Below are 23,188 nucleotides of genomic sequence, written 5' to 3'. Positions count from 1 at the left end.
CTGAGAGCTCCCATGCCTGCCTATAAAGCGCCCCTGCGCGACATGCGCTTCCTGCTCAACGAAGTCTTCGCCTATCCCAAGCACTACGCCGAGCTGTCGAACGGCAAGGATGCCGATCCGGAGACGGTCAACGCGATCCTCGACGAAGCCGCCAAGTTCTGTGAAGAAGTGCTGTCGCCGCTGAATCTGTCCGGCGACGAGGAAGGCTGTCACCTCAAGGACGGCAAGGTCACGACGCCCAAGGGCTTCAAGGACGCCTACGACCAGTTCGTCGCCGGCGGCTGGCAGGGTCTGTCGCATCCGTCCGAGTACGGCGGCCAGGGCATGCCGATGTCGCTGGGCTTGCTCAAGTCGGAAATGATGGGCACCGCCAACTGGTCGTTCACGATGTATCCGGGCCTGTCGCTCGGTGCGATGAACACCGTGCTGCAGCATGCCAGCGACGAGCTGAAGGCGATCTACATGCCGCCGCTCACCGAAGGCCGCTGGACCGGCACGATGTGCCTGACCGAGCCGCAGTGCGGTACCGATCTCGGTCAGGTCAAGACCAAGGCCGAGCCGCAGGCCGACGGCTCGTACAAGATCACCGGCACCAAGATCTTCATCTCGGCCGGCGAACACGACCTGACCGAGAATATCGTTCACATCGTGCTCGCACGCCTGCCGGACGCGCCGGCCGGCACCCGCGGCATTTCGCTGTTCATCGTGCCGAAGATGCAGGTCACCGCCGACGGTGGCGTCGGCGCTTCCAACAACGTCGTCTGCAGCGCGATCGAACACAAGATGGGCATCCGCGCCTCGGCGACGGCGGTGCTCAACTTCGACGGCGCGATCGGCTACATGATCGCCGAAGAGAACAAGGGCCTCGAGGCGATGTTCACGTTCATGAACACCGCCCGCATCGGCACCGCGGTGCAGGGCGTTGCTCACGCCGAGCTGTCGTTCCAGGGTGCGCTCGCGTATGCCAAGGATCGCCGCTCGATGCGCGCGCTGCGCGGCAAGCAGGAACCGGACAAGGTGGCCGACGCGATCATCCATCACGCCGACGTACGCCGCATGCTTCTGACGCAGAAGGCGATCGCCGAAGGCGGCCGCGCGATGATCTACTTCGCCGCGCAGTACGCCGACCACATGACCAACGGCATCATCGAAAACGATGCCAAGAAGTACAAGCTGTGGGACGACAAGCTCGGCTTCTTCACGCCGATCCTCAAGGGTTTCCTGACCGAGCTCGGCCTGGAAGCGGCAAACGCCGGCATGCAGGTGTTCGGCGGTCACGGCTACATCAAGGAACACGGCATGGAACAGATTGCGCGCGATGCGCGCATCTCCACGCTGTATGAAGGCACGACCGGCATCCAGGCGCTCGACCTGCTCGGTCGCAAGGTGCTGCTCGGCACGCGCGGCAAGGTCGTCCGCGAGTTCACCGGCCAGATCGGCAAGTTCGCGCTCGAGCACATGGGCAACGCCAAGCTGCGCGGCTTCGCGACGCAGCTCGCGCGCCATGCCGCCGAATGGAACGTGCTGACGATGCGCGTCATGCTGATGGCCCGCAAGGATCGCGAAGTGGTCAGCGCCGCGTCGCATCACTTCCTGATGTACTCGGGTTACGTGACGATGGCCTACTTCTGGGCGCTGCAGGCGGCAGTCGCCAGCCAGAAGCTCGCGCAGGGCGGCGACGAGAAGCCGGAGTTCTACAAGGCCAAGATCGCTACCGCGAAGTTCTACTTCGACCATCTGCTGCCGCGCGCCAAGGGCCATGCGACGTCGATGATCAAGCCGAGCAAATCGCTGATGCGTCTGAAGATCGAGAACTTCAGCTTCGATTGATCTGCGTCGCTGCAAAGAAAAAGGGCGCCGATCGGCGCCCTTTTTCTTGCCTCGTGTACAGCTCGCGCTTCAGCGGCCGAGCAGCTTGCCGACCGGCTGCGAGACCGAGGGCGCCACGCGGTCGTTGTCGAAGCTGGCCCGCGGGCGGGCCGGGGCATCCGATCGCCGCGGTGGCGAGACGCCGATGTCCGGCGGAATCGGCGCGCCGACACCGGGGCGCGCCGGCTCGCGGTAGTAATGATGATGCGGATAGTAGAAATAGTAGGGATACGGATAGAAGAACGGGTCGACGTAGCGCGTTTCGACGGCCACGCGTTCCGGCCACAGATAGACGGTCTGCGCCTGCAGCTTCGGATAGCGGTAGTCGAAATCATCGACCTTGTGTTCCTCGATGCCGGTGACGGCACCGATGATCGTCACGTCGCGCCCCGGCTCGAATACCGCCGGATCGATGAAGCCGGCCTTGCAGGCGAGGAAACGCCCCTGTTCGCTGTCGGTCGTCAGCGGCCGTGCGTTGTAGTCGAGCGGCCGACCGAGAATCTCGAAGCAGCTCTGCTCGGGGGTGATGTTCGACGACAGGATGGTGCCGCCCCAACGGACCGGCGATACCGCGACGGACGGGCTCAGTGCGGCCTGCTGCGGGGTGATTTCGGCGAAGTCGCCGTTGAGAACCGACGGTGCGGCGCAAGCGCCGAGCAGCAATGCGCCGACCAGCAGGGAAGTGCGGATCAGCGAACGGTACAGGGGTGACGACATGGAAGCTCCAGCGAAGGGTTCCGCCGCAGGCGGAAAGCGTAACGATTGAATTGTCGTGCTTCGCCGGTGAACCCGATGTGAACGGTTTTACTGCGACGGGACGTGACTGGTGGTGACGTCGGCCAGAATGCGGCCATCGGCACCGCTGACCGTTGTGCGCACGACGCTCAGGCGCTTGCCCTTCTTGACATAGACCGCCTCAGCTTTCAGTTCGCCGTCTTTCTGGTTGCCGACCAGATTGGCGCTGAGCTGGATCGCCAGCGGGAAACCGGCCTGTCCCGCCTCGAACTCGCCGCCGCCGAATGCCAGCACGGTCGCGCAGACATCGGCGAACCAGAGCATCGCCCCGGCATGGACGGTGCCGTAGGGATTGAGGATGCCGGTCTGCACCGGCATGCGGCCGACCACCTTTTGCGCAGACTGCTCGACGATCTCGAACTCGATCTTGCCGTTGACCTTCATGCCGTGCTCCGCCGATCCGTGAGCCTGCAGTCTAAAGCGTCCGGCGGATGCCAATATCCTCAGTGCTGTGCCAGCCAGGCCTGGCTCTGGAATTTGGCCAGCTGGACCAGATCGTTCTGCGCGATCGAGATATCGAGCAGATGCAGACCCCAGCCGGTGCCGCCGAAGAACTCGCCGGCATAGTCGTCGGCGCGCGCATCGCTGCTGTCGGCGGCGATCCGCACTTCGAGATAGCTCGTGCCATTGGCATCCACGACGCATTCGCCCTGGATCTGCCCCGGCGCCGTGAAGTACGCGGTCTTGACCGTCGCGTTCTTGAGCGGATCAGCGTAGGGGCCACCGCTGCCGCGCGGCTTGAGCAGCAACTGGAAGACCGGCGGCAGGCGCATCGGCAGCACGGCATTGAGCAGCTGCGGACCGCCGGCGAGCGCCATCGGATGGTTGCACAGCGCCTGCATGTTCGGCGTTGCCGCACGGCCGTAACGCGGCTTGCTGAGTTCCGGGTCGCCTTTGCGGAAACTGGAGTAGGCGACGACGCAGTGGGTCTGGTCGGTGTGGCGGCAGGCCGGTGTGACGGCGAAGGTGCCACCGACATCGGCGCCGATCGGTACTTCGACGGTGCTGCCGAGCAGATGCGCGGCGATCATGCGGTCGTGCAGCGCCGGATTGGTTTCGATGTCCTCGGCGATCAGTCGCTTGAGCAACGTGGCGCCCTGCGAGTGGCCGATCAAAATGAAGCCGCGGCCCTGATTGTGCGTGTCCAGATAGGTGCGGAATGCGCTGCGTACATCGGCGTAGGCGAGCGCGTCGGCGTTCGTGCTGATGTCCGTCAGCCATTCGATCTCGGTCGGCAGATAACCGGCGACGACATTGGTGACGAGCAACGGCAGGGTGCGCTGTCTGTAGATCGGCGCGAAGACGCGGCATGCCGCGGTGTAGCGCGCGGCCTGCGCTTCGGTGATCTTGATCTCCTGCGCGTCAGCGAGGAAGTCAGAGTTCGGCGTCGGGTCGGCGCTGGTCGTCGGGTAGACGTAGAAGCAGTCGACCGGTGCCTGGCTCACGGCTTGGAAATGGGAGATGACCGCCTGACCGCCGGGATCGATATTGGTCGTGTCGATATTCGCGGCGCAGACGTTCGCACTGCTGGCGAGGCCCGGGTGGCAGAGCCAGCGCCCCGCATCACGGTAGGACTGCGAGAGCAGTGCATTGAGCGTCAGCGTCTTGTTGATGTCGAGCGCAGACGAGCTCGATGCGGACGCCGCCGTCAAAGTGAGCAGCATGGCGGCCGCGAGCGCGCCCGAGTGTTTGCATCGCATGTCCCGTCCCTCTGGCCTGGCTAGGCCTGTCGTCAAATCGGGCATGCGCCCGTGCGCCGTCTATGCGGCTGTCGGACGAAATACTACGGCAAGCGTCGAGCGGGCGAAATCCGGTAACTCTTATCTACAAGCTTCTCTCTAGAGGCTTGCGGCGAGCCGCGAGCCCTGATTGATCGCGCGCTTGGCATCGAGTTCTGCGGCAACGTCGGCGCCGCCGATCAGATGCACGGAAATTCCTGCGGCTTTCAGCGGCGCCTGCAGTTCGCGCAGCGGCTCCTGGCCGGTGCACAGAACGATCGTGTCGACTTCCAGCAGCGTCGCCTTCTCGCGCTTTTCGCCGTAGCTGATCAGGATGCCGCGCTCGTCGATGGACTCGTAGTTGACGCCGCCAATCATCTCGACCTGCTTCATCTTCAGCGTCGCGCGGTGAATCCAGCCGGTGGTCTTGCCGAGGCGCTTGCCGAGCGACTCGGCCTTGCGCTGCAGCAGCGTCACCTTGCGCGCCGGCGGCGCGATCTGCGGACGCGTCAGTCCGCTGCGTTGCGCGGCCGGATCGGTGACGCCCCACTCGCGATTCCAGGCTTCGAGGTCGAGGCTCGGCGAATGACCGTCATGCGTCAGGTATTCGGAGATATCGAAACCGATGCCGCCGGCGCCGATGACCGCGACGGATTGGCCGACCGGCTTCTTGTGCAGCAGCACGTCGATGTAGGTCAGCACCTTGCCGGTTTGCTCCTGCTCGGCCTGGCCGGGAATCTTCGGGCTGCGCGGCACGACGCCGGTCGCGAGGATCACGTCGTCGTAGCCGCCCTGGATCAGCGCCTGCGCATCGACGCGCCGATTGAGACGCAGATCGACGCCGGTGGTCTGCAGCTTGCGGCCGAAGTAGCGGATCGTTTCGTGGAACTCTTCCTTGCCCGGCACCTGCTTGGCCATGTTGAACTGGCCGCCGATCTGCGCCGCGGAGTCGTACAGATGAACCGTGTGGCCGCGTTCGGCGAGCACGGTCGACGCAGCGAGGCCGGCCGGACCGGCGCCGACGACGGCAATCTTTTTCTTCTGCGTGGCCGGCCTGTAGTTCAGCTCGGTCTCGTGACAGGCGCGCGGATTGACCAGGCAGCTCGCGGTCTTGGCCGAGAACGTGTGATCGAGGCAGGCCTGGTTACAGGCGATGCAGGTGTTGATTTCGTCCGCACGGTTCTCGCGCGCTTTCTTCACGAAGTCCGGATCGGCGAGCAGCGGCCGCGCCATCGACACCATGTCGGCCTGGCCGGAAGAGAGAATGGTTTCTGCGACGCCGGGATCGTTGATGCGATTGGTCGCGCAGACCGGAATGCTGACGTGGTCCTTGAGCTTGTGCGTTGCCCACGCAAACGCGGCGCGCGGCACCGAGGTCGCGATCGTCGGAATGCGCGCCTCATGCCAGCCGATGCCGCTGTTGATGATCGTCGCGCCGGCCTTCTCGATCGCTTTTGCCAGCTCGACGGTCTCGTCCCAGGTCTGGCCGTTCGGAATCAGATCGAGGATCGACAGGCGATAGATGATGATGAAGTCCTTGCCGACCGCCTCGCGCACGCGCGAGACGATCTCCACCGGCAGGCGCATGCGCTTGGCCCAGTTGCCGCCCCAGGCATCGTCGCGCTTGTTGACGTGCTCGACGAGGAACTGGTTGATGAAGTAGCCCTCGGAACCCATGATCTCGACGCCGTCGTAACCGCCTTCGCGGGCCAGTTTGGCGCAGCGCACGAAGCTCTTGATCTGGCGCTCGACGCCGCCGCTCGACAGCTCGCGCGGGGCGAACGGCGTGATCGGCGATTTCGCCTTCGAAGCCGACACCGAGATCGGCGTATAGCCGTAGCGTCCGGCATGCAGGATCTGCAGCGCGATCTTGCCGCCTTCGGCATGGACTGCGTCGGTGACCAGCCGGTGCGCGCGCGCGCCGCTTGAGCTGGTCAACTTGGAGGCGAACGGAAACAGCCAGCCTTCGATGTTCGGCGAGAAGCCGCCGGTGACCATCAGGCCGACTTCGCCACGCGCGCGTTCGGCGAAGTAAGCCGCGAGTCGCGGGAAGTTCTTCGCGCGATCTTCAAGCCCGGTATGCATCGAGCCCATCAGCACTCGATTGCGCAGTGTCGTGAAGCCGAGATCGAGGGGTTTCAGCAACTGCGGATAAGCGACTGACGAGCTGGCCACGGAACGGCTCCCGATGCTGGCAATGAAGGATTGCGGCGATCTTAGCCCTTCCCCGGCAATGTGCCTTGGCCGTAATACGTCTTACCGCGTCGCGCCGGCCAGCCGCTCCCGGCACAATGGCGGCGATCCAATTTCTGCAGGGGCGGCGCGATGGAACAGCGGGTGCTGGTGGCAGTCAACGATGGCGTTGCGACGGTCACGATGAATCGGCCGGACAAGCTCAACGGCCTCGACTACGAGATGTTTGTCGGTCTGGTCGAAGCCGCGAAGCAGATCAGGAAGGACCGCTCGGTGCGGGTCGTGATCCTGCGCGGCGAGGGTCGCGGCTTCTGCGCCGGCCTCGACTTCAAGTCCTGGGGCAAGAGTCGTGGCCGGATGATGCGCAGCTTCATCAAGTGGGGCTTCGCCAAGACCAATCTCTATCAGCGTGCCGGCTGGTGCTGGCGCGAGTTGCCGGTGCCGGTCATCGCGGTCGTGCAGGGTGTCTGCTACGGCGGTGGTTTGCAGATCGCGCTGGCGGCCGACATGCGCATCGCGGCGCCGGACGCGGACCTGTCGATCATGGAAGCCAAATGGGGACTGATCCCCGACATGAGCGGCAGCGTCAGCCTTCGCGAGCTGCTGCCGATGGATCAGGCGATGCGGCTGACGATGACCGGCGAACGATTCAGTGGAACGCGCGCCGCCGAGCTGGGGCTGGTGACCGAAGTCAGCGACGATCCGCTGGCGACGGCGCAGGCGCTCGCGCGCGAGATCGCAGGCCGTTCGCCGGATGCGGTGGTGCTGACCAAGAAGCTGTTCCACACCAGCTGGATGGCCTCGGAGCGCAAGGCATTCCGCATCGAAAGCGCGCTGCAGTTCAAGTTGCTGTTCGGCAGCAATCATCGTGAAGCGATCAAGGCCAACGGCGAGAAACGCGCGCCGGTGTTTACGCCGCGCTCGGTCTAGACGTAACGGCGCGTTCTGCGCGCAGCGCCGCGGCCAGGGCCTCCTGCGACTCGTGCCAGCGCTGCATGTAGTCGGGCAGGGCGGGAGAGACGCCGTCGTGGCCGGTCATCTGCAGGACTTTCTGCGGCGGCACGCTGCCGCGCTTGCTGAGGAAAACGTAACGCACCAGCACCGTCGCGTAGACCTGCTCCTTGCGGATGAAGCGGTGTTCGCAGAAAAACCATTTCTCGTTCCAGCCGAGCAGACGCGTATCGAGCGCGTAGCGACGGAACGGCTGCAGTGAACGCGCAAAGCGGGCGCTCGATCCGCCGGCTACCGAGCGCCAGCCGTGGCTCAGCGCCTTGCGCCACAGGTTGCTGCGCATGCCCCAGTCGAGGCGGCCGATGTCCGCCGCCGAGAAATAGCGGCCGTTGTTCATGTGCAGGTTGAAGTCGATCTCGCCTGGCAGCACGCGCAGATGGATGCGCGTGGTCTCGAACAGGCCGGTCTTGCCGCGCCGACGCCAGGTGGCGAGCACATAGAGAACGCGAAAGAATTCGAGCATGCCGATCGCTGCAGGGAGACGGATGCGCGAGGCTACGGCACTCCCAGGGCGCGGCCATTGGCCCCGGCGACAATGTCGGCAGGATGGCGGCGCCGATGCAGCGTCTAGGGCCTGTTGACGCTATGGCGATCGCTGCGACGGAGACCGTTTTGGCGCAGCGCAAGGAATGAGGAGCGCGGTGTACTTGACGTACATGAGCGACGAATGACGCGGCGATGCGCCAAAACGGTCCCGCCCCTTCGGGGTGCCACGGGATTTGCGGCCATGCGGCGTTCCGGCCTCCTCATTTGGAATGACCAAACTTCGTCGGCCGGGCCTTGCCTGGCCGCAAATCTCGTGGCATCGCAGCGAGCGCCATAGCGTCAACAGGCCCTAGGGCGAGCGCAGGCGCTTCAGCGCCTGATCGAGCGGGGTCGCGTGACCGAACAGATAGCCCTGCGCATAGGTCAGGCCGACACCCTTGCACAGTTCGGCCTGCTCCTCGGTCTCGATGCCCTCAGCGACGACGTACATGCCGAGATCCTCGGCAAGCCGCGCAACCGCCTTGACGATCGACAGGCCGCGCGCGCTGGTTGCCGAGTCGGCGATGAAGGAACGATCGAGCTTGAAGGCATCGACCGGCAAGCGATGCAGATAGGACAGCGAGCTGTAGCCGGTGCCGAAATCGTCGACGATCAGCTTGCAGCCCAGATCGCGGCAGCGATTGAGCAGCGCGAGCGCGGCCTCGAGATTGTTGAGCACCGCAGTTTCGGTGATTTCCAGATGCAGCTTCGAGGGTTGCAGATCGTGTTCCGACAGTGCGGTGCCGATCGTCGAGATCAGCTCCGGGTCGCTGAACTGGCGAACCGAGAGATTGACCGAAACGAACGGCAGTTCGAGGTCTGTGCCGAGCTGCCGCACTGTGTCCTGCATCTGCCGCAAGGCCGCCGTCGCCTGGCGGATCGTCCAGCGGCCGAACTCGACGATGAGATTCGAATCCTCGATGACCCAGATGAACTCGCCGGGAGGCACCAGCGCGCCTTCGCGGCGCCAGCGCACCAGCGCCTCGAAGCCGACCGGCTGCGACGGATCTCGGAGGCTGACGATCGGCTGATAGAACAGCTCCAGCTCGTTGTTCTGCATCGCCTCCCGCACGGCTTGGCGGATGCGCAGCCGGTTGACGGTGATCTGATGATCCGAGGTTTCGCTGGCACTGGAGTCCAGGGCGCCCAGTGCGCTGCCGAGTACCGTGCCGACCTCCGCACTGCTGAGACTGGCGAGAACGTTCCGGCTGCGGCGGAGGATGACTCGCAGCAGGTGACGCACCATTGGCGGCGTTTCGTCGAGCTGTTCCTGCAGCGATTCCTGGGTGACGACGCGCAATACCGTCGGCTCGACCGCGCGGACGCTGGCGCTGCGCGGGCCGAGGCTGATCAATGCCATTTCGCCAACCAGATCGTTGGCGCCGAGGTGCCCGATGACATGCGTGGCGTTCGGCCGGTCTACGTAGACTTCGACGACGCCGGATTCGATCAGGTAAGCCTGATCACCGGCGTCGCCCTCGCAGAACAGCATTTCGCCCGGTGCCAGCCGCTGCACCTCCAGTTGGGTCGTCACTCCACGTCTCCGCAAACCTCATGTGCTGTGACCTCCCCCCAAGCCCCATCGGTGCGCCCTGCGACCGCGGGCGGCGGTACCACTGGCTCTAGCCCGCCGCGAACAGAAGCGGTTCAGCCACCGTTGGTCCTGTAGTGCTCTCGAAGATCTCAGGATTGGCGTGATTGTCGCGCATTGTGGTCAGCGCCGGTATCAGCATGCCCAACATCAGCTGGCGCAGGGTCTCCACGGGGGTTTCCGGATGAGACAGCCACCAACGCGCGATCGACTCACCGGCGCCGTACAGCGCGTAGGTCAGCGGCTCGACCTGGCGGCAGCCGGCCTCGCTCGAATCGCCCACGATCTGCGCGAAGGTCTGGTTCGACCCGCTGATCATGCGGTTGCGCAGCCGCATCACATGCTCCGCGACCGGCGTCGACGCCATCAGCCCCTCGTTGAACAGCACGCGCCAGGAGTCCCGATGGCGATCGATGAAAGCGAGGATCGCATTGACGCTGCGCTCGACACGTTGCATCGGCTCCCCTTCGGTGGAAACGTGGCTCATGCCGGCCAGCAGATGCTCGCCCGCGCGTTCGATCAGCGCGATGTAGAGACCATCCTTGGAGCCGAAGTAGCGGTACAGCAGCGGCTTGCTGATGTCCGCCTGGGCGGCGATGTCGTCCATCGACGTGCCGTGGTATCCGCGCGCGGCAAACATGCGCGATGCAACCTGCAGCATCTCCTCCATGCGCGTCTCGCGCGGGACACTGCGAGTCCCGAACTTGCGCCCCGAGCGGGTCATGCGCGGGGTGGCTCTTTTGCGGCTGAGGGCGGTTTTTTCCTGGATTACCTTTTCCTGAACGTCCATGTTTTCCCTTCCTTTTGTGCTGCTGTGGTTTTTCTGTACTAACCTTTTGTACAGAAACTTACCTTCAATTCACATCAAAAGGGTGAAATTCTGGGAATATTTCTGTCAGGAAGGGGTCAGTAACTTTAATCTATTGACTCGAAATACATGCCCGATTAATGCGTAAAACAAGGTCATCAGCGCAGAGTAAGTCCATTCCAGCGCGTTCATCGCCGCTTTCGCGTTGTCCGAGAAATGTTGCAGAGGCAGGCTTAGAAGTCCGAGTATCAGCAACAGGCCACAAAAGAGAAACATGCTGTATCGCAGAGCCCGGTGCTTGCCCAGCAAGGGATTCAACAGCGCCAGCGTGAGCATCTGCGCGAGTACCGAAAAGCCGAAGAAAACCGTAATGCCGTAACGCCGCATCCACTGGTAGAACTCGCCATCGATACCGAGAAAGACCGTATAGAGAACGAGAAAAAGCGCCGCGGTAACGCCCAGCAGGCGCACGCTGCGGGTGCGTTTGCCGGCATCCGGTCGCAGCTCGCGCAACCAGCCGGAGAGTTGATGCCAGAACACGGCCAGCAGCGCCGCATAGGGCAGCATCAGCGTTTTGAAAAGGAGGTTGGCGTCGCCATAACGCGCAGCGCGGCTGATCGAAGTGCAGCCGTCGATGTACGGAATGCACCAGGGGACATCGCTGTTGCTGGCGGAAATCGCATAGCTCAGATGCACTGCCGCGATGGGCAGCGCCACCAGCAACCAGGGCAGGCGGGAAAGGGCGAAGAAATGCATGCGGGCCTCGGTCTCGAGCCCATCCTGTCAAAGATTGTCGACGCGCGCAGGTCTGCGCGCCGTTCAGCGTGTGCGTGGCCGCGGCCGGCTGAGCACGGCGCTGAGCGGGTTCTCGGCGGGCGGCCTGCCATCGTGCCGCAGCTGGAGCGTCTGCTGACGCACCCGCTCCAGGATATCCACGCACGCGCTGACTTCCGATTTGTTCAGCACGCTGAGGATTTCGCGGCGGGTCTGAGCCAGCACGTCCTCGATCTCGGCGCAGGTGCTGTGCGCCTTGTCGGTCAGCACGATGTGATAGGCACGGCGATCATCAGGGCAGTGCTTGCGTTCCACCCAGCCATCCTTGCTCAGGCGATCGAGCAGGCGCACCAGAGTCGGCGCTTCGATATTCAGGGCGGCGGCGAGGACGGTCTGCGTCATCGGCTCGTTCGCGCGGTAGAGCAGCACCAGCGGCTGCCAACGCGCCGCCGACAGGCCGAGCGGCTCAAGGCGACGATCGATCACTTCGCGCCACAGGTTCGAGACGTCGCGGACCAGGTGGCCAAAGCTTTGTTCGGGGCAGACAGCTGTCATGAACACGAATATATCTTGCACGCTAATAGTTAGCAAGCTAACATTGTGGCCCCCCTGCTTGCAACGCCCGCTTCTGGAGCGCCTTCGCATGTCCCGCTTCTCTGCACATACAGTCAAAATCTCCGCTCCTTTAATGCTGGCAGCGGCAACACTGCTCAGCGCCTGCGGCAAGGCAGAGCCGCCGCCGCCGGCCCCGACCGCGGTGACGACCCAGAAAATCCTCCCGCGCGAGGCAACGGTGACGGCTGAATACGTCGCCCAGGTCGATGCCTCCAACATCGTCGAGATCCGTGCGCGGGTCGGCGGTCTGCTGGAGAAGCAGGTTGCGGTCGAGGGTCAGGACGTCAAGCGCGGCCAGGTGCTCTTCGTCATCGATCGCCAGCCTTATGTCGTGGCGCTGGAGCAGGCGCGCGCCGCGCTCGCCCAGGCCGAATCGGCGCAGCAGCAGGCCGAGCGCGATCTGGCGCGCGTGCAGCCGCTGTCCGAACTCAACGCGGTGAGTCAGCAGGAGCTGGACGCGGTCAGTGCGCGCGTCAGCGCCAGCCGGGCGGCGGTCGAGGCGGCGGCGGCGACGGTGAAGTCGGCGCAGCTCAATCTCGACTACACGACGGTGACGGCGCCGATCGACGGCCGCGTCGGGCGTGCGCAGTTCCGCGTCGGTGCGCTGGTGACGGCTTATCAATCCCTGCTGACGACGATCTACGACACGGCGCAGATGTATGTGAACTTCAGCATCAGCGAGCGCCGCATGCTGGAAATCCAGGATCGATTCGGCGTGCAGCCGGCGGGTCACTACGAGAACAACGACACGTTCAAGATCCTGCTTGCCGACGGTTCGACCTACAAGCAGCCGGCGCGCCTGAACTTCATTGATGCCGCGGTCGACAAGCTGACCGGCACGCTGCCGCTGCGCCTGGAAGTCGAGAACCCCGAAGGTGAGCTGCGCTCCGGCCAGTTCGCACGCGTGGTTGTCGCCGTCGACAAGCTCGATCAGGCGCTGCTGGTGCCGCAGCGCGCCGTGCAGGAACTGCAGGGCAAGACTTCGGTATGGATCGTCGACGCCGAGCAGCATGCGCAGAGCCGCGACCTGCGCATGGGCGCGCGCATCGGTTCGGACTGGCTGGTTGAAGAGGGCCTGCAGCCCGGCGCCGACGTGATCGTCGATGGCTTCCAGCGCCTCAAGCCCGGCATGCCGGTGCAGGTGCAGGGCAAGGCCGAGCCCCAACCGACGAACACGCCGGCCGCGGCCGGAGCGCACGCGCCGTGAGCAATTTCTTCATTGCCCGGCCGATCTTCGCGTCGGTCCTCGCGATCCTGATCACGCTGGCCGGCGCGATCGCGATGACTCAGTTGCCGATTGCGCGTTATCCGCAGATCACACCGCCGTCGATCGTCGTCTCCGCGCGCTTCCCGGGCGCCGACGCGACGACTGTCGAGCAGTCCGTCGCCGCGCCGATCGAGCAGCAGGTCAACGGTGCGCCGAACATGCTCTACATGAGCAGCAAGAGCGGCAACGACGGCTCGTACACGCTGACGGTCACCTTCGAGGTCGGCACCAATCAGGATCTCGCCGCCGTCGAAGTGCAGAACCGCGTCGCGATCGCGCAGCGCAGCCTGCCGGAAGAGGTTGCCCGCCAGGGCGTGACGGTCATCAAGCGCCAGCCGTCGCCGCTGCTGTTCGTGTCGCTGCGTGCGACCGATCCCAAGTACGACTACCTGTTCCTGTCGAACTATTCGAGCCTCAACATCTACGACGCGCTGGCGCGTATTCCGGGTGTCGGTCAGGTCACCGTATTCGGTGCCCGAGACTACGGCATGCGCATCTGGCTCGATCCGGAGAAGATGGCGCGCCTCGGGGTCACGACGCAGGATATCTCGCGCGTGCTTCAGGAGCAGAACGTCGTTGCGCCGGCCGGCACCATCGGTGCGGAGCCAGCCCCGCCTGGACAGCAGAAGCAATATGCAGTCAGCGTGCGCGGCCGCCTCACCAGTCCCGAGGAATATGAGGCCGTCGTCGTGCGCGTCGGCCCCGACGGCGCGCTGGTCCGGCTGGCCGACATCGCTCGCGTGGAACTGGCCGCAACCGACTACACGCGCACCAGCCGCCTGAACGGCGAGCCGGTCGCCAACATCGGCATCTTCCAGTCGGCCGACGCCAATGCGCTCGAAGTGGCGGCCGGCGTGCGCAAGACGATGGAGGAGCTGTCGAAGAGCTTTCCCGAGGGCATCACCTATTCGGTGCCGTTCGACACGACCTTCTTCGTGTCCGAGTCGCTGAACGAGGTGATCAAGACCCTGTTCGAGGCGGCGGTGCTGGTGCTGCTGGTCGTGTTCCTGTTCCTGGAGAGCTGGCGCGCCACGGTGATTCCGATGCTGACAGTGCCGATCGCACTGGTCGGTGCGTTCAGCGCCTTCATCGCGTTCGGCTTCTCGATCAACACGCTGACCTTGTTCGCGCTCGTGCTGGCGATCGGTCTGGTCGTCGACGACGCGATCGTCGTCGTCGAGGCGGTGACCGAGAAGATGGACAGCCATGGCCTGTCGCCGCGCGAAGCGACGATCGCGGCAATGAAGGACGTTTCCGGTCCGGTCATCGCGATCGCGCTGGTGCTGACCTCGGTCTTCGTGCCGGTGGCGTTTCTGCCTGGCCTGACCGGCGAGCTGTACCGCCAGTTCGCGATCACCTTGTCGGTGTCGGTGCTGATCTCGGCGTTCATCGCGCTGACCTTCACGCCGGCGCTGTGCGCGATCCTGCTGCGGCCGACGGCCGAGTCGCACTGGGGTGGTCCGCTCGGCAAGTTCTTCGGCGCCTTCAACCGGTTGTTCAAGCGATTCACCGAGCGCTACACGGCCTCGGTGCGGCATGGCATCCATCGCACGATGATCGGTGTGACGGTGTTCATTGCCGTGGCACTGGCGACAACCTGGCTGGTGTCGCAGCGTCCGGGCGGCTTCGTGCCCGACGAGGATCAGGGCTACCTGCTCGCTTCGGTTGCGCTGCCGTCGGGCGCGTCGTTGCAGCGCACCGATGCGCTGCTCGATCAGTTCCGCAAGATCACCGCGCAGATGCCGGAGATCGAGAGCACGATCGGTATCAGCGGCATGTCGCTGCTCAGCGGCGTCGCCTCGCCGTCGACCGCGACGGTGTTCATCGTTCTCAAGCCCTGGAACGAGCGTGAGCACAGTGCGCAGGACATCATCAAGACGCTCACGGCCGAGGCGGCGAAGCTGCAGCAGGCGCAGTTCGTGATGATCAATCCGGCGTCGATTCCCGGCATCGGTTCGGCGGGCGGTTTCGAGTTCGTTCTCGAGGCGCGCGGCGGCGCCGACCAGCAGGCCCTGGTCGAAACGATGCGTGACGTCGTTGCGCGCGCGCAGAAGCAACCCGAACTGACGCGCGTGTTCAGCCAGATCAATCCGGACACGCCGCAGATCGAATACGTCATCGATCGCGAACGCGCGAAGACGCTGGGGATTCCGCTGTCGGATATCTTCGGTGCGCTGCAGACCTTTTTCGGCGGTAGCTACATCAACGACTTCAATCTGTTCGGTCGCACCTTCCGGGTGACTGCGCAGGCCGAAGGCACGGCGCGCGCAACGCCGGATGCGGTCAACCAGCTCTACGTGCGCTCCGCGGGCGGCGAGATGGTGCCGCTGTCGACACTGGTGGCAATCCACACCAAGGCCACCTCGGATTACATCGAGCGCTTCAACGTGTTCCGCGCGATCACCATATTGGGTTCGCCGGCGCCCGGATTCAGCAGCGGCGAAGCGGCGGCGGCGATGGAGCGCATCGGCGCCGACCTGCCGCCGGGCATGGCCTACGAATGGTCCGGCCAGACCTATCAGGAGAAGAAGTCGTCCGGCCAGGCGCCGTACATCTTCGCGGCGGCGATGCTGTTCGTATTCCTGCTGCTTGCCGCCATGTATGAAAGCTGGGCGGTGCCGTTCGCGGTGATCCTGGCGATTCCGTTCGCGATCTTCGGCGCCTTCGTTGCATTGACCGCGCGTCACATGAACAACGACGTCTACGCGCAGATCGGTCTGGTCATGCTGATCGGCCTCGCCGCGAAGAACGCGATCCTGATTGTCGAGTTCGCCAAGATCGAACACGAGCGCGGCCGCTCGCTGATCGACGCAGCGGTCGAGGGCGCGCGCCTGCGTCTGCGGCCGATTCTGATGACATCTTTTGCCTTCATCCTCGGCGCGGTGCCGATGATGATCGCTACCGGTGCCGGCGCGGCGGCGCGTCAGGTGCTGGGCACGGTCGTCGTCTGGGGCATGTTCGCGGCGACGGTGATCGGCATCTTCCTTGTGCCGGCTTTCTACGTGATGATCGCCGGCGCGGCGGAGCGCTGGAACAACAGACGAAACGGGCGCCCGGCACAGGCGACGGAGCTTGCACGATGAGCGCGCTACAGAGTCGGATCGCGGTCGGCCTTGCGGCGCTGTCCTTGTCGGCCTGCGCACTCGGCCCGGACTACGCACGGCCGGCGCAGGATGTGCCAGAGCTGTATCGCGGACAGGTGACGGCGGAGGCCGCCGCACTGGGTGATGCGGACTGGCGTGCGGTCTACGCCGAGCCTGCATTGCAGCGCCTGATCGAAGCAGCGCTGGCCGCCAATCTCGATCTGCAGATCGCCGCGAGTCGCGTCGATCAGGCCGGTGCGGCGCTCGGCAGTCAACGCCTGGCGCAGCTGCCGCAGATCAACGGCGAAGGCGCGGTGACTCGCGCGCAGTCGTCCGAGTACGCGATCACGCCGGGACAGGACCGCCTCGGCGAGCGCGGCAGCCTGGACGTCGGATTGTCCTGGGAGCTGGATTTCTGGGGGCGTCTGCGGCGGCTCAGCGAAGCGGCGCGTGCCGAGTATCTCGGCAGCGTCCAGGGTCAGCGCGCGGTGCGCGTCAGCCTGATCGCGAACGTTGCCGGCGCTTACTACAGCCTCTGTGCGCTCGATGAGCGCAGCCGCGCGGCGACGCGCAGCGTCGAGACCCGCGAGGCTTTCCTGAAGCTGACCCAGGCGCAGTCGCAGCGCGGCGTGATCAGCGGACTGGATGTCGCCAGCGCCGAGGCGCAGCTCGCCGCCGCGCAGGTCAGCGTTCACGATCTCCTGCGTCAGCGGCAGCAGACCGAGAACGCGCTGAGCGTGCTGCTCGCGCAACCGGTGCAGGCGATCGAGCAGGGACAGTGCGCGGCGCCGGTGACGGCGGGCGCCGGCATGCCGTCGAAGCTGCTCGAACGGCGCCCCGATATCCTGCAGGCCGAGCAGGCGCTGATTGCCGCCAATGCGCGGATCGGCGCGGCGAAGGCGGCGCTGTTCCCGAGCCTGTCGCTGACCGGTGCTTTCGGTTCGCTGAGCACCGATGTTTCCGAATTGCTGACCGCGCCGGCCGAGACCTGGTCGGTCGGTGTCGGCCTGCTGCAGCCGCTGCTCAATGCCGAGCGCAATCTGTATCAGGTCGATCTGAGCCAGGCGCGCAAGCGCGAGGCCCTGCTGCAGTATGAGAAGACCGTACGCAACGCGTTCCGCGAAGTCGCCGACGCCTTGATCGCCGGCTCGGCGAATGCGGAAGTGCTGAAGGCCCAGCAGGCGCAGGTCGGGGCGCTGCGGCGTGCGGAAGGCATTGCCCAGGCGCGCTACAAGGCGGGCTATTCCTCGTACTTCGATGTCATCAATGCCGACCGCGATCTGTTCGCCGCCGAGCAGGCACAGGCGCAAGCCCTGCTTGCGATGAAGCTGGCGACGGTCGATCTGTACCGCGCGCTCGGCGGCGGTTGGGACAACGCCGAACCGGCGACGCCGGAGTAAACCTCAAGGCGTCGCGCGGAATACCGACAGCACATTGCCGATCGGCGAAACGTTGTCGCCGAGGATGCCCTTCTCGGTGACAACGATGTCGGTATTGGCGAACAGCGGCGGCCGGCCGGTGCGCAGCATCGACGGGAAGCTGAAGCCCAGCGGCGCAGTGCTTTGCAGCTGCTCACCATTGCCGTCGTAGAGCATGACCGCGCCGGTCAGGAAGTTGGCGACCAGCAGGTGATCGTCGACCAGACTGAAATCGTCCGGCAAACCGATGAAGCTCAGCAGCTGCGCCGAAGCGCCCGGCGTGCCGTCGGCAGCAATCTCGATCGTGCGGATTTCAGCCAGGCCGCCAAGGCCGGTATTGCTGACATACAGCGTGCGGCCACGGAGCTGCAGGCCGTTGGGGCCGAGCAATCCCGTTGTGAACCAAGTCGTCTGGTTCGTTACCTTGAACGGGTCACTGGGATCGAGATCGATGCGGACGATCTTCGGATCGGGCAGGGCGTTGGTCGCGAGCGGGCCGTTGGTGGCGTACAGCTCGCCGTCCGGTCCGGCGGTCAGGCCGTTCGGCGCCGCCATGCCGTAGTCGTGGATGGCCTGCAGCTGCGGATGCGCCGTCAATCGGGCCGCGTAGAGCTGGCCGTCGAAGGCATTCGCGTAGAGCACATCGCCGATGATCGCCAGCCCGGTGAAGTTGGTCGTGCCCTCGAAGATATCCGTCGCGATGTATGTGCCGGCGTCATCCTTGCCGATCTCGTAGGCATCGGTGCCGCCGGTGACGAACAGACGGCCGCTGTCGGTGAAGATCAGGTTTTCGGCATCCGGAATCGTCAGCAGCACGGTCTTGCTGCCGCAGCTGTCGCTGACGCACAGCGTGGCCGGATCCGGCATGGAGGCGCTATTGCCGTCACCATCGCTGCCGCAGGCGGCGAGCGCGAGGCTCAGTGCGGTCATCGCACTCCACGCCAGAGCGCGCATCAGAGCATCTCGACCGCGAGCGCAACCGCTTCGCCGCCGCCGATGCACAGCGTCGCGACGCCCTTGCGTCCGCCGGTCTTCTTCAGTGCGCCGATCAGCGTTGCCAGGATGCGCGCGCCGGAAGCGCCGATCGGATGGCCGAGCGCGCAGGCGCCGCCGTGGATGTTGACCTTGTCGTGCGGCAGATTGTGTTCCTTCATCGCCGCCATCGTGACGACGGCGAAGGCTTCGTTGATTTCCCACAGGTCGACGTCGCCGACGTTCCAGCCGGCCTTGGCCATCAGCTTGCTGATCGCCTGCACCGGCGCGGTCGTGAACTCCGCCGGCAGCTGCGAGTGCGTCGAATGCGCGACGATCTTCGCCAGCGGTTTGATGCCGCGCTTGTCGGCTTCGGAACCCTTCATCACGACCATCGCGGCGGCGCCGTCGGAGATCGAGCTGGCGTTGGCCGCGGTAATCGTGCCGTCCTTCTTGAACGCCGGCTTGAGGCCCGGGATCTTGTCCGGCCGCGCCTTGCCCGGCTGCTCGTCGCGGGCGATCGATTCGGTGCCGGCCTTGCCGGCCACTTCCACCGGAACGATCTCGAAGTCGAAGCTGCCGTCTTCGCCAGCCTGCTTGGCGCGCCGCAGCGATTCGATCGCGAAGGCGTCCTGCGCCTCGCGGGTGAAGCTGTATTTGTCGACGCAGCGTTCCGCGAACGTACCCATCGGCGTGCGCTTCTCGTAGGCGTCCTCGAGGCCATCGAGTGCCATGTGGTCGAGCAGCTCGCCGTGGCCGAAGCGATAACCGCCGCGCGCCTTGGTCAGCATATGTGGTGCATTGGTCATGCTCTCCATGCCGCCGGCGACGACCACGTCCGCGCTGCCGGCCTTGATCAGGTCGTGCGCGAGCATCACCGCCTTCAGGCCCGAGCCGCAGACCTTATTGATCGTCGTCGCGCCGGCCGCGTCCGGCAGACCGGCGCCGCGCACCGCCTGGCGCGCCGGCGCCTGGCCGAGGCCGGCCGGCAGCACGCAGCCCATGATCACTTCCTGCACGTCGGCCGGCGCGAGCTTGCTGCGCTCGACCGCGGCCTTGATCGCGATCGCGCCGAGCTGCGGTGCGCCGAACGCGGACAGCACGCCTTGCATGCCACCCATCGGGGTGCGGGCGATGGAAGTGATGACGATCGAATCGGAGCTGGACATTGACGCGGCCTGGTCGGTTGTTGAGTTTGGGTCACCATTCTAGCGATCCGGCGCCCGGCGGTCTTTGTCCGCGGCTGCTGGACGTTTGCCCCGGGGTCGACTATTAAGGTCGACTCATTCGCCAGACGGACCTGCACAGATGACGCTGTTCAGCCACCCGGAGTTCGACGGCCACGAAACCGTCGCCCATTGCCATGACGCCGCAACGGGTCTGCGCGCGATCATCGCCGTGCATAACACCCGACTCGGTAAGGCGCTCGGCGGTTGCCGCATGTGGCCGTATGCCAGCGAGGCCGAGGCGCTGACCGACGTGCTGCGCCTGTCGCGCGGGATGACCTACAAGGCGGCGCTGGCGGGGCTGCCGCAGGGCGGCGGCAAGAGCGTGATCATCGGCGACCCGCGCAAGGACAAGACGCCCGATCTGATGCGTGCCGTCGGCCGCGCCGTGGAGCGCCTCAATGGCGCCTATGTCATCGCCGAGGACTCCGGCACCAGCGTTGCCGACATGCGCTACGTTGCCGAGTTCACGCGCCACGTCGGCGGCCTGGCCGACGAAGCGTCGGTGGCCGCCGGGCGCACCGGCGACCCTTCCCCGGCAACCGCCTTTGGCGTGTTCATCGGCATCAAGGCCGCCGTGCGCCATCGCCTGCAGCGCGACGACCTGCGCGGCGTACGCGTCGCGGTGCAGGGCGTCGGCAACGTCGGCTTCCGCCTGTGCCAGCTGCTGCGCGAAGCCGGCGCGCGGCTGTGGGTCACCGACATTCACGCGCCCGCGGTCGAGCGCTGTGTGCGCGAGCTGGGTGCCACCGCCGTCGCCATGCATGAGATCGCCGCGCTCGATGTCGATGTCTTCGCGCCCTGCGCGCTGGGCGCCATCCTCAACGACAGCAGCATCGATCAGATCAAGGCGGTCATCGTCGCCGGCGCGGCGAACAACCAGCTCGCACGGCCCGAGCACGGACGCGCGCTGATGCAGCGGGATATCCTCTATGCGCCGGACTACTGCATCAACGCCGGCGGCATCATCGACATCCACTACGAAGGCCTGGATTACGACTGGGCGGTCGTCGAGGCGCATCTGCAAAGAATCGGCACGACGCTGACGCGCATCTTCGAGCGCGCGGGCGAAGAGAAGCGGCCCACCGGCGAAATTGCCGATCGCATGGCAGAGGAGATTTTCAAGCCGTGATCAACCAGCGCGTTACTGAGATCGCCGACGCCTTGCTGGCGCGGCGCGAATGGCTGGCCGTCGCCGAGTCCTGCACCGGCGGCTACATCGCCAAGAGCCTGACCGATCTGGCCGGTTCCTCGGGCTGGTTCGAATCCGGCTACATCACCTATTCCAATCGCGCCAAATCGGCCGCGCTCGGCGTGCCGACGGCGCTGCTGGAGCAGCATGGCGCGGTCAGCGAAGCGACGGCGGTTGCGATGGCGACCGGCGTGTTCGGCGCGGCGCCGGTCGAATGGTCGATCGCCGTGACCGGCGTCGCCGGCCCCGGCGGCGGCACCAAGGACAAGCCGGTCGGCACCGTGTGGATTGCCAGCGCGCGGCGCGACGGCGCCGCCAGTGCGCGGCTGTTCCGCTTCGACGGCGATCGCGAGTCGGTTCGCGCGCAGACCGTGCGCGCCGCGCTGGATATCCTGCTCGACCGACTGCGGCATGGCGCTTGAGCTGAACCGGCTGTTCGTCGCGCTATGGCCCGGCACCGCCGTGCGCGATGCCTGCAACGATGCCGCGCGCGGCCTGCGCATGCGGATGCAGCCGACAGGGCGGGCGATTCCGCCCGACCAGTTTCATCTGACGCTGAGTTTTCTCGGCGATGCCGTCAATGCCGAGGCCGAGACACGCCTGCGCGCGCTGCTCGGCCAGGTCCGCGTCACCCCGTTCCGTCTGACGCTGGACTACGCCAGCTGCTTCCGTGAAAGCCGCGTGCATTGGTGGCTCGGTTGCCGCAACAGCCCCGCCGAGCTGACGGCGCTGCACATCCAGCTGCGCGATGCCGTCCACCGCGCCGGCATCACGCCGGACCGTGCGCGCTTCGTGCCGCACCTGACCCTGCAACGCGACGCCGGCACGCCGCTGCCGCAAACGCCGGTGACGCCGATCAGCTGGGATGTCGAGAGCTTCACCCTGGCGCGCAGTCGTATCGATCTGCCGACACTGCAATACGACCAGCTGGAGCATTGGACGCTGCGCGCGCCGGAACTGGCGGAGCCGGCCGGCGGCCAGATGCCGCTGAATTTCTGAACCCCGTAGCCCGGGTGAAACCCGGGACTCGCTGTCATTTTGCGCATCTCCCCCGGGTTCCACCCGGGCTACGGGACCTAGCGCGGTGACCCGCTGCGCAGCAGTCCGCCCATCACACCCGCAATCCGAAACCCCGGACCTTCCTGATCTTCATCGGCCTGCGCCAGATCGATGACGATCGGTTCATAGCGGCTGTTCTCGGCCTTGAGGCTGACTTCGTTGCCTTTGCGGAAGTAGCGCTTGAGCGTGATCGACTCGTAACCGGTGCGACGGTCGAGCAGGCAGGCGGCGATGATCTGGCCGTTGCTGGCTTCGCTCTGCCGATGGATGCCGACCAGATCGCCCGGCTGGATGCCGGCGTCGATCATCGAATCGCCGTCGACGCGGTGCAGGAAGTCGGCGCTGGGCTGGAACAGGCCCGGGTCGATGTTGAGCCAGTGCTCGGCGTTCTCCGGCGCGGTGATCGGCGAGCCGGCGGCGATGCGGCCGAGCAGGGGCAGGCCTTCGTTCGCGGCTTCGACCGTCTTCAACAGGCGGATGGTCCGCGCACCATTGGGGGCGATCTCGATCTCGTTCTTCTTGACCAGCGCCATCAGGTGATCGCGCGCGGCGTTCTGCGAGAAGCCGAATTGATCCGCGATATCGCGCTGGGACGGCGGATAGCCGTCGTCGCGGATGCGCAGCTGGATGAACTCGAGGATTTCACGCTGGCGGGCGGTCAGATCGGCCATGGGGCTTGCATCCGGAAAAAGAGAGGAGTACTGTTCAAATGACAAGTACCTATCATTCAACCAGTCGTCAGGTGAACAGTATATGAGCCAGACCCTCGCCGCAAGCCGCCGTCCCGCCCGCCGCCGTTCCGGTCCGGTGATGGCCATCGACCTCTACGCCCCCCGCGAAGTGGAGACCAGCGACTGGTCGACGCGCTTCGTGCAGACCGCGGTCTACGCGGTGACGCTGGGCATCACGCTCTATCACCACGAAGCCCTGCTGACGGCGATGCGCGCCGTCTGGGCTTAAGACATCACACGAACACGGAGGGGAGCCATGACGGAATCAGTGGAAACAGGGACAATCGCGCCGCGCCGCAGTGGCCGCAACAGCGCCGTCAATGGCTCAGGTATTGAGCCAG

Annotated in this window: 21 protein-coding genes; 9 read left to right on the top strand and 12 right to left on the bottom strand. The window is 65.4% G+C overall.

What is annotated here, in order from left to right:
- The first annotated feature begins 12 nt into the window (after positions 1-12).
- Entirely contained in the window at positions 13-1,830 is a 1,818-nt protein-coding gene (locus AC3WUF_RS19000; RefSeq protein ID WP_492428574.1) for an acyl-CoA dehydrogenase C-terminal domain-containing protein, read from the top strand.
- Between the two features lie 69 nt (positions 1,831-1,899).
- On the opposite strand, the gene AC3WUF_RS18995 is transcribed toward AC3WUF_RS19000, so the two are convergent.
- The 4 genes from AC3WUF_RS18995 to AC3WUF_RS18980 form a co-directional block, all read right to left on the bottom strand.
- Positions 1,900-2,586, bottom strand: a complete 687-nt coding sequence (locus AC3WUF_RS18995; RefSeq protein ID WP_492428572.1) for a Slp family lipoprotein — start codon at positions 2,584-2,586, stop codon at positions 1,900-1,902.
- An 87-nt stretch (positions 2,587-2,673) separates the two neighbouring features.
- A complete protein-coding gene (locus AC3WUF_RS18990; RefSeq protein WP_492428570.1) occupies positions 2,674-3,048 on the bottom strand; it encodes a PaaI family thioesterase in 375 nt (124 codons plus the stop codon).
- Positions 3,049-3,107: 59 nt separating this feature from the next.
- Positions 3,108-4,364, bottom strand: a complete 1,257-nt coding sequence (locus AC3WUF_RS18985) for a DUF3089 domain-containing protein (RefSeq protein ID WP_492428568.1) — start codon at positions 4,362-4,364, stop codon at positions 3,108-3,110.
- Between the two features lie 138 nt (positions 4,365-4,502).
- Complete coding sequence (locus AC3WUF_RS18980; protein WP_492428566.1) at positions 4,503-6,557, bottom strand: oxidoreductase; 2,055 nt, start codon at positions 6,555-6,557, stop codon at positions 4,503-4,505.
- A 150-nt stretch (positions 6,558-6,707) separates the two neighbouring features.
- Between AC3WUF_RS18980 and AC3WUF_RS18975 the strand changes: the two genes are divergently transcribed.
- Positions 6,708-7,505 carry a crotonase/enoyl-CoA hydratase family protein gene (locus AC3WUF_RS18975; protein ID WP_492428561.1) on the top strand — a complete coding sequence of 266 codons (798 nt, stop codon included), beginning with the start codon at positions 6,708-6,710 and terminating at the stop codon, positions 7,503-7,505.
- Here the strand turns inward: AC3WUF_RS18975 and AC3WUF_RS18970 are convergent.
- The 5 genes from AC3WUF_RS18970 to AC3WUF_RS18950 all read right to left on the bottom strand — a co-directional run bounded on the left by AC3WUF_RS18970 (position 7,486) and on the right by AC3WUF_RS18950 (position 11,839).
- Positions 7,486-8,049 (bottom strand): thioesterase family protein, encoded by a 564-nt coding sequence (locus AC3WUF_RS18970; RefSeq protein WP_492428559.1) that lies wholly within the window; start codon positions 8,047-8,049, stop codon positions 7,486-7,488. The genes AC3WUF_RS18975 and AC3WUF_RS18970 overlap by 20 nt on opposite strands.
- Positions 8,050-8,421: 372 nt before the next feature.
- The gene (locus AC3WUF_RS18965) at positions 8,422-9,645 is read right to left on the bottom strand and encodes an EAL domain-containing protein (RefSeq protein WP_492428557.1); all 1,224 of its coding nucleotides are present in this window, start codon (positions 9,643-9,645) and stop codon (positions 8,422-8,424) included.
- Positions 9,646-9,733: 88 nt separating this feature from the next.
- Entirely contained in the window at positions 9,734-10,492 is a 759-nt protein-coding gene (locus tag AC3WUF_RS18960; RefSeq protein WP_492428555.1) for a TetR/AcrR family transcriptional regulator, read from the bottom strand.
- Between the two features lie 105 nt (positions 10,493-10,597).
- Complete coding sequence (locus AC3WUF_RS18955; protein ID WP_492428553.1) at positions 10,598-11,266, bottom strand: hypothetical protein; 669 nt, start codon at positions 11,264-11,266, stop codon at positions 10,598-10,600.
- 63 nt (positions 11,267-11,329) lie between these two features.
- The gene (locus tag AC3WUF_RS18950; protein ID WP_492429077.1) at positions 11,330-11,839 is read right to left on the bottom strand and encodes a MarR family winged helix-turn-helix transcriptional regulator; all 510 of its coding nucleotides are present in this window, start codon (positions 11,837-11,839) and stop codon (positions 11,330-11,332) included.
- A 133-nt stretch (positions 11,840-11,972) separates the two neighbouring features.
- Between AC3WUF_RS18950 and AC3WUF_RS18945 the strand changes: the two genes are divergently transcribed.
- From AC3WUF_RS18945 to AC3WUF_RS18935, 3 genes are read left to right on the top strand one after another with little or no spacing between them, the layout of a single operon-like run.
- The gene (locus AC3WUF_RS18945) at positions 11,973-13,106 is read left to right on the top strand and encodes an efflux RND transporter periplasmic adaptor subunit (protein WP_492428551.1); all 1,134 of its coding nucleotides are present in this window, start codon (positions 11,973-11,975) and stop codon (positions 13,104-13,106) included.
- Positions 13,103-16,249 (top strand): efflux RND transporter permease subunit, encoded by a 3,147-nt coding sequence (locus AC3WUF_RS18940; protein WP_492428549.1) that lies wholly within the window; start codon positions 13,103-13,105, stop codon positions 16,247-16,249. Before AC3WUF_RS18945 ends, AC3WUF_RS18940 begins: the two co-directional genes overlap by 4 nt.
- Entirely contained in the window at positions 16,246-17,649 is a 1,404-nt protein-coding gene (locus tag AC3WUF_RS18935) for an efflux transporter outer membrane subunit (RefSeq protein WP_492428546.1), read from the top strand. Before AC3WUF_RS18940 ends, AC3WUF_RS18935 begins: the two co-directional genes overlap by 4 nt.
- A 3-nt stretch (positions 17,650-17,652) precedes the next feature.
- Here AC3WUF_RS18935 and AC3WUF_RS18930 read toward each other — a convergent pair whose 3' ends face one another.
- Positions 17,653-18,621: an SMP-30/gluconolactonase/LRE family protein gene (locus AC3WUF_RS18930; RefSeq protein WP_492428544.1), complete on the bottom strand. Its 969-nt coding sequence runs from the start codon at positions 18,619-18,621 to the stop codon at positions 17,653-17,655.
- Positions 18,621-19,808: an acetyl-CoA C-acyltransferase gene (locus AC3WUF_RS18925; RefSeq protein ID WP_492428542.1), complete on the bottom strand. Its 1,188-nt coding sequence runs from the start codon at positions 19,806-19,808 to the stop codon at positions 18,621-18,623. The genes AC3WUF_RS18930 and AC3WUF_RS18925 overlap by 1 nt, the downstream gene beginning before the upstream one ends.
- A 139-nt stretch (positions 19,809-19,947) precedes the next feature.
- On the opposite strand from AC3WUF_RS18925, the gene AC3WUF_RS18920 reads away from it, so the two are divergent.
- From AC3WUF_RS18920 to thpR, 3 genes are read left to right on the top strand one after another with little or no spacing between them, the layout of a single operon-like run.
- Positions 19,948-20,997, top strand: coding sequence for a Glu/Leu/Phe/Val dehydrogenase dimerization domain-containing protein (locus AC3WUF_RS18920; protein ID WP_492428540.1), 1,050 nt, complete (start codon positions 19,948-19,950; stop codon positions 20,995-20,997).
- Positions 20,997-21,479: a CinA family protein gene (locus tag AC3WUF_RS18915; protein ID WP_492429075.1), complete on the top strand. Its 483-nt coding sequence runs from the start codon at positions 20,997-20,999 to the stop codon at positions 21,477-21,479. Before AC3WUF_RS18920 ends, AC3WUF_RS18915 begins: the two co-directional genes overlap by 1 nt.
- Positions 21,469-22,056, top strand: coding sequence for an RNA 2',3'-cyclic phosphodiesterase (thpR, locus tag AC3WUF_RS18910; protein WP_492428538.1), 588 nt, complete (start codon positions 21,469-21,471; stop codon positions 22,054-22,056). Before AC3WUF_RS18915 ends, thpR begins: the two co-directional genes overlap by 11 nt.
- A 77-nt stretch (positions 22,057-22,133) precedes the next feature.
- Here thpR and lexA read toward each other — a convergent pair whose 3' ends face one another.
- Positions 22,134-22,787 (bottom strand): transcriptional repressor LexA, encoded by a 654-nt coding sequence (gene lexA, locus AC3WUF_RS18905; protein ID WP_492428536.1) that lies wholly within the window; start codon positions 22,785-22,787, stop codon positions 22,134-22,136.
- An 82-nt stretch (positions 22,788-22,869) separates the two neighbouring features.
- On the opposite strand from lexA, the gene AC3WUF_RS18900 reads away from it, so the two are divergent.
- The gene (locus AC3WUF_RS18900) at positions 22,870-23,076 is read left to right on the top strand and encodes a hypothetical protein (protein ID WP_492428534.1); all 207 of its coding nucleotides are present in this window, start codon (positions 22,870-22,872) and stop codon (positions 23,074-23,076) included.
- Positions 23,077-23,188: the final 112 nt, after the last annotated feature.

The sequence above is a fragment of the Fontimonas sp. FW305-C-3 genome (genome assembly GCF_058783185.1).
Note: the sequence above shows the minus strand (reverse complement) of the source record. Positions and strands in the feature narration are given on the sequence as shown.

Bases quoted from the DNA above. Each gene is read 5' to 3' on its own strand.
- AC3WUF_RS19000 (WP_492428574.1), top strand. From the start codon at position 13: ATGCCTGCCTATAAAGCGCCCCTGCGCGACATGCGCTTCCTGCTCAAC.
- AC3WUF_RS18995 (WP_492428572.1), bottom strand. From the start codon at position 2,586: ATGTCGTCACCCCTGTACCGTTCGCTGATCCGCACTTCCCTGCTGGTC.
- AC3WUF_RS18990 (WP_492428570.1), bottom strand. From the start codon at position 3,048: ATGAAGGTCAACGGCAAGATCGAGTTCGAGATCGTCGAGCAGTCTGCG.
- AC3WUF_RS18985 (WP_492428568.1), bottom strand. From the start codon at position 4,364: ATGCGATGCAAACACTCGGGCGCGCTCGCGGCCGCCATGCTGCTCACT.
- AC3WUF_RS18975 (WP_492428561.1), top strand. From the start codon at position 6,708: ATGGAACAGCGGGTGCTGGTGGCAGTCAACGATGGCGTTGCGACGGTC.
- AC3WUF_RS18970 (WP_492428559.1), bottom strand. From the start codon at position 8,049: ATGCTCGAATTCTTTCGCGTTCTCTATGTGCTCGCCACCTGGCGTCGG.
- AC3WUF_RS18960 (WP_492428555.1), bottom strand. From the start codon at position 10,492: ATGGACGTTCAGGAAAAGGTAATCCAGGAAAAAACCGCCCTCAGCCGC.
- AC3WUF_RS18955 (WP_492428553.1), bottom strand. From the start codon at position 11,266: ATGCATTTCTTCGCCCTTTCCCGCCTGCCCTGGTTGCTGGTGGCGCTG.
- AC3WUF_RS18950 (WP_492429077.1), bottom strand. From the start codon at position 11,839: ATGACAGCTGTCTGCCCCGAACAAAGCTTTGGCCACCTGGTCCGCGAC.
- AC3WUF_RS18945 (WP_492428551.1), top strand. From the start codon at position 11,973: ATGCTGGCAGCGGCAACACTGCTCAGCGCCTGCGGCAAGGCAGAGCCG.
- AC3WUF_RS18935 (WP_492428546.1), top strand. From the start codon at position 16,246: ATGAGCGCGCTACAGAGTCGGATCGCGGTCGGCCTTGCGGCGCTGTCC.
- AC3WUF_RS18930 (WP_492428544.1), bottom strand. From the start codon at position 18,621: ATGCGCGCTCTGGCGTGGAGTGCGATGACCGCACTGAGCCTCGCGCTC.
- AC3WUF_RS18925 (WP_492428542.1), bottom strand. From the start codon at position 19,808: ATGTCCAGCTCCGATTCGATCGTCATCACTTCCATCGCCCGCACCCCG.
- AC3WUF_RS18920 (WP_492428540.1), top strand. From the start codon at position 19,948: ATGACGCTGTTCAGCCACCCGGAGTTCGACGGCCACGAAACCGTCGCC.
- thpR (WP_492428538.1), top strand. From the start codon at position 21,469: ATGGCGCTTGAGCTGAACCGGCTGTTCGTCGCGCTATGGCCCGGCACC.
- lexA (WP_492428536.1), bottom strand. From the start codon at position 22,787: ATGGCCGATCTGACCGCCCGCCAGCGTGAAATCCTCGAGTTCATCCAG.
- AC3WUF_RS18900 (WP_492428534.1), top strand. From the start codon at position 22,870: ATGAGCCAGACCCTCGCCGCAAGCCGCCGTCCCGCCCGCCGCCGTTCC.